The organism is Leptolyngbya sp. FACHB-711 (genome assembly GCF_014695615.1).
Taxonomy (GTDB): Bacteria; Cyanobacteriota; Cyanobacteriia; order Elainellales; family Elainellaceae; genus Leptolyngbya_A.
The window spans coordinates 1-8,028 of record NZ_JACJOR010000254.1 but is presented as its reverse complement, the minus strand read 5'-3'; the positions used below and the strand labels follow the sequence as shown (position 1 = coordinate 8,028).

Annotated in this window: 9 protein-coding genes and 2 pseudogenes; 6 read left to right on the top strand and 5 right to left on the bottom strand. The window is 47.8% G+C overall.

Going from position 1 to position 8,028, the window contains the following annotated elements; all coding sequences use genetic code 11:
• A pseudogene (locus H6F80_RS09700) lies at positions 1 to 105 on the top strand (IS630 family transposase); the annotation flags it as partial.
• Positions 106 to 107: 2 nt separating this feature from the next.
• On the opposite strand, the gene H6F80_RS09695 reads toward H6F80_RS09700, so the two are convergent.
• Positions 108 to 449, bottom strand: coding sequence for a hypothetical protein (locus H6F80_RS09695; RefSeq protein ID WP_190791359.1), 342 nt, complete (start codon positions 447 to 449; stop codon positions 108 to 110).
• A 139-nt stretch (positions 450 to 588) separates the two neighbouring features.
• Here H6F80_RS09695 and H6F80_RS09690 point away from each other — a divergent pair, with 139 nt between their 5' ends.
• Positions 589 to 1,050 carry a DUF6220 domain-containing protein gene (locus H6F80_RS09690; RefSeq protein ID WP_199296475.1) on the top strand — a complete coding sequence of 154 codons (462 nt, stop codon included), beginning with the start codon at positions 589 to 591 and terminating at the stop codon, positions 1,048 to 1,050.
• 9 nt (positions 1,051 to 1,059) lie between these two features.
• Positions 1,060 to 1,893, top strand: coding sequence for a sulfurtransferase (locus H6F80_RS09685; RefSeq protein WP_190791358.1), 834 nt, complete (start codon positions 1,060 to 1,062; stop codon positions 1,891 to 1,893).
• 248 nt (positions 1,894 to 2,141) lie between these two features.
• Here H6F80_RS09685 and H6F80_RS09680 read toward each other — a convergent pair.
• A protein-coding gene (locus H6F80_RS09680; protein ID WP_242067261.1) for an IS6 family transposase occupies positions 2,142 to 2,877 on the bottom strand; the annotation gives its coding sequence in 2 pieces (ribosomal slippage) (positions 2,142 to 2,597 and positions 2,599 to 2,877; 735 coding nt in all).
• 267 nt (positions 2,878 to 3,144) lie between these two features.
• Between H6F80_RS09680 and H6F80_RS09675 the strand changes: the two genes are divergently transcribed.
• A complete protein-coding gene (locus H6F80_RS09675; RefSeq protein WP_190791357.1) occupies positions 3,145 to 3,975 on the top strand; it encodes a ParA family protein in 831 nt (276 codons plus the stop codon).
• A gap of 49 nt (positions 3,976 to 4,024) precedes the next feature.
• Positions 4,025 to 5,125 (top strand): ParB/RepB/Spo0J family partition protein, encoded by a 1,101-nt coding sequence (locus H6F80_RS30745; protein WP_347277853.1) that lies wholly within the window; start codon positions 4,025 to 4,027, stop codon positions 5,123 to 5,125.
• Positions 5,126 to 5,170: 45 nt separating this feature from the next.
• Here H6F80_RS30745 and H6F80_RS09670 read toward each other — a convergent pair.
• The 3 genes and pseudogenes from H6F80_RS09670 to H6F80_RS31250 form a co-directional block, all read right to left on the bottom strand.
• A pseudogene (locus H6F80_RS09670) lies at positions 5,171 to 6,085 on the bottom strand (hybrid sensor histidine kinase/response regulator); the annotation flags it as partial.
• Positions 6,049 to 6,513, bottom strand: coding sequence for a hypothetical protein (locus tag H6F80_RS29060; protein WP_199296473.1), 465 nt, complete (start codon positions 6,511 to 6,513; stop codon positions 6,049 to 6,051). The gene H6F80_RS29060 and the pseudogene H6F80_RS09670, both read right to left, overlap by 37 nt.
• A gap of 121 nt (positions 6,514 to 6,634) precedes the next feature.
• Positions 6,635 to 6,973: a methanogen output domain 1-containing protein gene (locus H6F80_RS31250; protein ID WP_518523549.1), complete on the bottom strand. Its 339-nt coding sequence runs from the start codon at positions 6,971 to 6,973 to the stop codon at positions 6,635 to 6,637.
• A gap of 918 nt (positions 6,974 to 7,891) precedes the next feature.
• Between H6F80_RS31250 and H6F80_RS09660 the strand changes: the two genes are divergently transcribed.
• Positions 7,892 to 8,028: helix-turn-helix domain-containing protein (locus tag H6F80_RS09660; RefSeq protein WP_190791356.1), on the top strand; the 137-nt coding region annotated here is incomplete at its 3' end.

The following is an 8,028-nucleotide window of genomic DNA, read 5'->3' as shown; positions in this document are numbered from 1 at the left end:
TGGTTCGTGCTCAAGAATTGGATGCGCCAACGCTGGGACGAGTTTGACAGTTTTCGCGTTTGTGTCGATGCTGCCTTCAAACATTGTCCGAACGTTTTTCCGTAAAGCTATAACTGCCCCTGATTGACAATCGGACCTGCCATGACATGTCCATGATCGGCGCGAGGACAAATCGATTGCCATACTCCATGGGGCAAGATCATTTCCTCATGAACCGTCGAATGGCGTTGAACTAGATAACGCAACACAGGGTTGTAATCAAGTGATAATGCTAGTTTCAGCATTAATGGCGAATTTTCATCGACAGTAGGAAGCTGGTCTAAAAAACTTAACCCCCAACGTGTAGCGGCAAAGTACTCACCAAGTTTTGCCATCATCGCTCCTCTTAGCTCAGCTTCATCTTGTGCTGTTGCGATCGCTTGAAACAAGGGCTGCAAAGGAATTTCCATTATGTCTATCCAGCTTGTCAGGGAGCCAATACAGCAAAGTGTACTCGATCGAGGTCTAGTCTACAGTTGATTGCCAGTTTAATTTAATTTCAAGGTTGCTACAAACCACTTGATTCATTCTCAATGAGCAAACAGATCTATGGCTCCCTCTACACCTTCATTCGATGCGATCGCCAAGTCAACACCAGAAGATACTCCAGCTTCTCTAAAACCCGCTATCACAGGCTTTTATGCCATTACCGTTCTGTTTAACCTTTGTTTGGTGGCTCAGGTGTTAACGGTTGGGTTGGCTTATTTCGATAACCCTGCCTGGTGGAATAATCATGTCTGGCTTGTACGAGGTTACAGTGGATTATCTTTGGTTCTTCTAGTTTGGGTGTATTGGATCCCCATGTCTCCAAGAATCCGAATGCTAACCCTCAGCCTACCGATTTTGTTAGGATTGCAATTTCTAACGATTCATACGCAACTCTCTCTACCAATTTCCCTAGCCATTTTTCATCCTCTACTCGGATTCTCCCTGTTCTCTGCTTCAACAACGCTGGTTCATCGGGTAGGGCACATTATCTTTCCTAAAAAAGATAACAACACAACGACTTAGGAGAGATTCATGACCTCTAAAGCTGATTCACAGGTTGTTGTAGACACGCAATGGCTGGGCGATCGCCTCCACGCTCCCAAGGTGAGAATTGTTGAAGTTGAAATGACTCCAGACCATTACAAAGAAGCTCACATTCCAGGTGCAGTTTTCTGGAATATCCTGACTGATTTGCTTCTGCCAAACTTAGGCCAAAATCTGGATGTCAATCACATTGAACGATTGCTCTCGCGATCGGGCATCACTAACGAAACAACCGTAGTTGCCTATGGCAGCTATCCTGGAACCGGAGCCTGGATATTTTGGTTGCTAAAGCTATTTGGACATGCTGATGTGCGAGTGCTGGATGGAGGACATCAAAAATGGATGGCAGAAGGTCGTCCTGTGGCCACAGAGTTCTCAACCTTTGCACCCGTTGAATATCAAGCAAAACCTTTGGACACGAATTTGCGAGTACTGGCTGATGAGATGCGAACTGTGATCGATCGCCCCAACCAAGTCATTTTGGATGTCCGCACGATGCAGGAGTACCAAGGTGAGTACTTCTTAATGAAACCGCCTGAAGGAACAGAACGAGCCGGACACATTCCCGGAGCCATTCACCTGGAACATACCCTCACACTCAATGAGGATGGAACCTTTAAATCGATGAGTGAGTTGCAGGAACTCTTTACTAGTAGAGGGATTACACCGGATAAGGAGATTTTTCCCTACTGTGCGATTGGTGGGCGATCGGCTTACACCTGGTTTATTTTGAAGTATTTGCTGGGCTATCCCAATGTTCGCAACTATGACGGTTCATGGAATGAGTGGAGCCGTTTACCGGATGCGTTAATTGAGAAGTGACTTTATGTTCGTTTTACAGATGTCGTTAACTAAAAATGTTCTGAGATGAGTTCCATAAGCCTTTTATCCAGGGAGCTAAGCACATGAACGTTAAAGCTGGTGCTAAGTCCGTTCTGAAGCTGATTGTGATTGCCAGTCTTGTTTCTACTGCAATTTACTTCACTGATAATTACCGATTCATTGAAAATTATTCTCAACCTGGCTGGATTACTTGTTAAGGACAAACGATCGGTAACGTTTGCATTCCCTTAAGCAGCAATTCCAAAGATCGCTTCGATAAATTTCACTTGAGACACACTATCTCCTTGGTCGATTCCTTTTACTTGTCCTTTGCGAATCATCCTCATCGCTTCAGTCCCGCTCAACGTTCTTCTTGCACTATTGAACGACTTGAACCCCATCCTAAGCTTCACGATGCACTGGATGTTTCGATGATCCTGCTCAACGATGTTATTCAAATATTTACTCTGCCTTAATTGGGTCCCTTGGTCGACCCTTGCGGTAACTGCGAAGTAGATCGTCTCTTCTGCTTTGAGAGCATCTATTGCTGCTGGGGAAGCGGCATTCTTGTCCACTGTAATGACTCGTGGAAATTGAGTGTGCTGACCTTTGAGCACCTTACGGAAAAATCGTGCTGCTGCCTTGCCATCGCGCTTTGTACTCAGCATAAAGTCAAGGGTATTCCCCTCCAAATCAACAGCAAGGGTATAGATACTTCCACTCACCCTTGATATGGATATACGTCTCGTCCGCCCTCCACGAGTCGTTTATCAACTTCGGGTGGGGTCGAATGCGTTTGTCCAGCTCTAGGGCATACTTCAGCACCCAACGATTGATCGTCGAATGATCGACTTCCACGCCCCGCTCCTGCATCATCTCCTCTGAGTCTCGATAGCTCAAGGCATCGCGCCAATACCACCGCACATTGAGCAGGATGATTTCAGGCAGAAAGTGCCGCCCTTTGAACAGAGCAGGAGTAGACATCAAAGGGCAAGAAGACACAACAGGGCTTGTCTGCCTTACCATTGACCAGTTTTTGTGACACAACCCCTGATTCTGCCTTCTCTACCCACACCCGTGTGGGTACGATACTCTACTTAACCAAGCCAACGTCGCTTTAATTCCTCCTTCCATACCCAGCTATTAGAAATTAGAAAATTTTTTAGATACTGTCGTGGGAAAAGTAAAATTCTTGATCTAATCAATTCGTTTTCCAGTAGGATTGAGGACATTCACTCGCCAGTGTTAGATATGGCAGTAATCACTTCAATCTTCAATCAAGCAGGAGGCGTAGCGAAATCAACGCTAACGCTGAACTTAGGATATACCCTCTCTCAAGCAGGGCAAAGAGTTTTATTAGTTGATTTTGATCCTCAAGGCAGTCTCACCGTTTTTCTGGGATTTGAGCCTTGGGACTTGCCCGTGACTGTGTACGACACGCTGATGGGAAATTACAGCAGCAAGGAAGCTCTGAGCGCAATTCTTGAGCAGGCGATCGTCTCTGCTCACAATATGGATCTTCTTCCTGCCAATCGACGGCTCGGTAAAGCAGAACTTGAACTGTTCACCGCTATGAATCGAGAGCGCAAGCTGGCAACGATGTTAGAACCATTGCGCGATCGCTATGACTGGATTCTGATTGACTGCCCACCAAGTTTAGGGCTACTCAGTGTATCTGCGCTGACCGCTTCTAATGGAGTGCTAGTTCCGGTTGAAACCGAGTATAAATCCTGGGTTGGGACTGACTTACTGCTGGAGACGATCGCTCTGGTCAGACGTGAGATCAATCCAGACTTGAGTATTTTTGGCTTCATTCCTACAAAGCACGCGAAAACGAAAAGTCAGCATCAGCGAGTTCTCAAAGCAATGCGGGAACAGCTTGCGACGGTTGGGACTGTATTTGACCCCATTCCAAATGCGACTGCCTTTGCGGATGCCTCAGAAGCCGGACAACCTTTGGTGGTCTATGATCGCCGGCATGTTGCTTCGCAATCGATTCAGAATCTTGCAAATTCGCTTCTTGCTACCCACACCCGTGTGGGTAAGAGTAAAGCAGCAAAAGCTCAACCTGCCCGTCGATAAAAAATCCTGCCCCATCTTCTCGTTAAACAACTCTCGTTAAATAGTCACGATGGTTAAAGCTGCAAAATCTGAACGTCCCTACCGAGAGCTTCGATCGCTCGGTGGCTTGTCTTCTCTTTATGATGTTTCTCCCGCTCCTGCTTCTGCTCCGGTTTTAGCACCGGATGAGTGTCAAGTTCCGCTTAATCAAATTCAGCGCAGCAATAAGAATCCGCGTAAATCTTTTAATGCTGCAAAAATGGCCCAGCTTACCGCTTCAGTGCAGAAGTACGGTGTGCTGGAAGCTGTTCTGCTCAAGCCACTTCCGGCAGCACAGGAACCATTCCGGTATGAGTTAGTATTCGGCGAACGGCGTTACCTAGCAGCAGAGGCAGCAGGGCTGAGTGAAATCCGTGCCCGTATTCTGACATCGGAAGAGGTGCAGCAGTGGAAGGAAGTTGACATTGCTCAGATCCGATTAATTGAAAACTTGAACCGTGAAGACCTCAATGCAGTTGAGGAGACTCATGCGATCGTTGAATTGCTGGCACTCCAGCTTCAAGTTCCAGCGCCGGAAATTCCGCGGCTGCTATACCGACTGCACCAGCAGCACCGTAAACGCAGAGGTGAAGAGAACCATGCTTCCCACACGGGTGTGGGTATGGTCCCGCTGACCTCACTGAACGAACAACTTTCCCAGTGGATGAACAACAGCGATGATGCAGTGATGTTCGAGCGAGTTCTGTGGGAGGTTGAGTACGCTTTTGAGGGATTGGGACGATTTAGTTGGCAGTCTTTTGTTCAGCATCGACTGCCTCTCCTGAATTTGCCTCTGGACGTACAAAATGCGATTCGAGCTGGGCAGCTACCTTATAGTGCAGGCAAGTTGATGGCTCGAATTACGGATAAAGATCAGCGCCAGGTATTACTGGAGCAGGCGACTGCCTCTAGCTGGACAAGGGAGCAAATTGCAGAAGCAGTGCGATCGTATCTTGAACCAAAATCTAGTCACTCTGCACGAGGTTCAGACCCAACTACAAAATTCCAGGAGACACTGCAAACCACAATGAGCAAACTTAGGAAAGCAAAGCTCACACCCAAAAAATGTGCAGAAGCCGAAAAACTGCTCCAGCAGCTTCTGGCGATTGTTGAGTCGGATAGTAATAGTTGACAGTGCGGCAATTGCAGGAATTCGTCCTCCCTGTTCGGGTTTCAGTGCTCTAACTCGACGCAACAAAGCGTAACCATCCTCGTCGGGCATCCCAATGTCACTAATCAAGATATCTGGCAGGGGTGAGGATTGAGTCAGTGCCAAGATTGCTTCGTTTGCTGATGCTACAGCGATGACTTCTGCCCCACTCAATTCAAGCATGTGGCTCAGTAACTCTCGCATATCCGCGTCATCATCCACCATCAGTATTCCCAATCCATCGAGCCGAGGGGAGCCGTCAAACGGCACACTGCCTCCGCTCATAGGATGTACCCGTTCTGGTTCCATCGCTGTCGGAATCATTGCCATTAGGGGCAGCTTTACAGTAAACGTAGCACCCTGTCCTTCTCCTGAACTTTCAGCCTGCACCGTCCCCCCCTGCAATTCCACTAATTGACGGACGATCGTTAAACCCAACCCTAACCCACTAATAGACCGGGTTGTAGAACCATCCGCCTGACGAAACCGATCGAAGACGTAGGGCAGGAATTCAGCACTAATGCCTTGACCGTTATCCACCACCACGATTTTAATATCAGAATTAATGCGTTGCAGGCAAACCTGAATTCGTCCTTGTTGCGGAGTGAACTTGATCGCATTGCTCAGCAAATTCCAGACGACCTGCTGTAACCGCTCAGGATCTCCCAACACAGGACCCGCAGTTGGATCAAGCGCCGTTTGTAGCTGGATGTTTTTGGCATTTGCAGCAGGGCGCACCGTATTAATTGCTGCTTCAATCACTGGCAATAGCTGGACGGTTTGCACGTTGAGGCGAATCTTGCCCGTAATGATGCGGGAAATATCAAGCAGATCATTAATCAACTGCCCTTGAGATCTGGCGTTGCGCTCGATCGTTTCTAACGCCCGATGCAGCCTTGCTTCGTTTACCTTCGTTGTCTGTAAGAGGTGAGACCAGCCCAGGATGGCATTTGCGGGGTTCGTAGCTCATGAGAAACGGTCGATAAGAACTCGTCCTTTAATCGATTTAGCCGCTCAGCCTCTGCACGTGCTTGTTGCTCTTGCACCAGCAGTTGAGCACGCGCTTCTTCCGCTCGTTGGCGCAGCCGGATCTCTTTTGCCAATTCATCAATCTTTTTGTTCAGTAGGATGAATCGAGTGCTGGCTGATTCGCTATTGTGCAAACGCAGCAGAATGAGGGCAGGCGATTTGGGTGACCAGGGTTGGAGGTCAGCCCCTTCACAACGACACAAGCAAGTCTTCCCTTCATTAATTGTTAGGGTTAACGAGCCAAGCACCATGGCTCGGCTGCTTGAGCAAGCGCGCAAGTACTGTTTCACCTTCTCTATGGGGTCCGTAACCACCTCAAAGATCGTTTTTCCTTGCAGCATTTGACGTTGCCGCCCAGCATTTGGGTGAATGACGGGTTAGCAGCCAGGAGCTGACCCTGACCCGTCACCAGGAGCATAGGTTCTGGTAGCAGTCTGGTAAACTCAATAAACTGCTCGGGCGTCACCCCTCACACTCTCCCTTAAAGTATTCCCTGCCTGGACTCGCTTCTGCTTCTGGGGTGGGCTTGAGGTAAACGACCACTCGACATTCAAGCGCACCCAGCGCGATCGTCTCTTGCAGTTCGACTTTGGCGTACCCGACATTCTCGGCTGCAATGGAACCAAACACATTGGAGGTCATCATACACATGGCAGGGCAGTCGATGACCTTCTCAGCAAACGGACAAGCCCGGTTTCCTAAGACAATTCTGTCATTTGTTTGTTCGATAATGTAAAAATCTCCCTGGATGCGCCGCTTCAAATCCACGAGGGCATCAGCGACCTGCTCTGGCGTGAAGATGGGATACCTGCAGAGCCGCTTTATAGTCCTGGTCGATCTGCCGCCCCATATTCTGCCTCACAACGCTAATAAATCCTGAGGCTTCCTCTAAACCCACAACCTCTTGTAGTGTTCTCGCTAACTCTCAAATTAAGGTGCGTAAAAACACATCCCGATTCAAAGGAATTGGAAGATTTTCGACAGATGTTTCAGGCTTAATAAAACTGTTCATCACACTATTTCTTGAGATGAGCAGCAATGCTCTTACTGAATGGCTTCCCATCCAACCAGTCAAAAGCGTGAGATTAGCGACTTAAAGAGCCGAAATTAACATAGCTATATCCTGCAATTGCACTAGGTGCTCTGCACTGTTGTCTCTTGCAGGTTGTAGCGCAAGAGAAAGCTCGATCAGAAGGTGAGTCTAGAGGGGCTGTTGTTTTAAGCGCCATTGAAGAAATGCTTGTTCCTAATGAGCAGACACATCGCTGCTTGAAAAGTTATGTATGAAAGTCTGAGTAGTCCTTGCGTTTTTAAGACAATGTGAGAAAAATTGGATCCATCAAAAAGCGTATTTTGGACTCAGAGATTTCAACTAGCGTTTTCATCGCAAGGTGCTGACCTCTTGCCACTGCCATGAAGCGAATCACGGGGGAAGTTATGAAGCAACTCCTAGGTTGCCGCTTGTTAGTTGCTGATGCTTACAAAGATACATGCCTGCTGTTTGAAACCTTCTTTGAGAGCCAGGGAGTTAGGATACTCACTGCTAAAAAAAGCATTTTCGGCAGTGCTTACTCAATCAACGACTGCTGTGGATCTGCAATCAAATTGAGCGCAAGAAATAGCACCGCTAGCTCCTGGTATTCCTTATGTCTTATTAAGAGAGAATGATCGATATACCACGTAGTATAAGTAGTAAATGCAATTTAATATTCGTACTCTATGCCCACGATCGGTCAAACAGAGCTAGCAGATCTGGTGCGGGAAACGCGACAACGCCTAGCACTCTCGCAAGCCAAGTTTGCTGTGAGGATAGGAGTTTCATTCCAAAGCGTCAACCGTTGGGAGAATGGACGAAC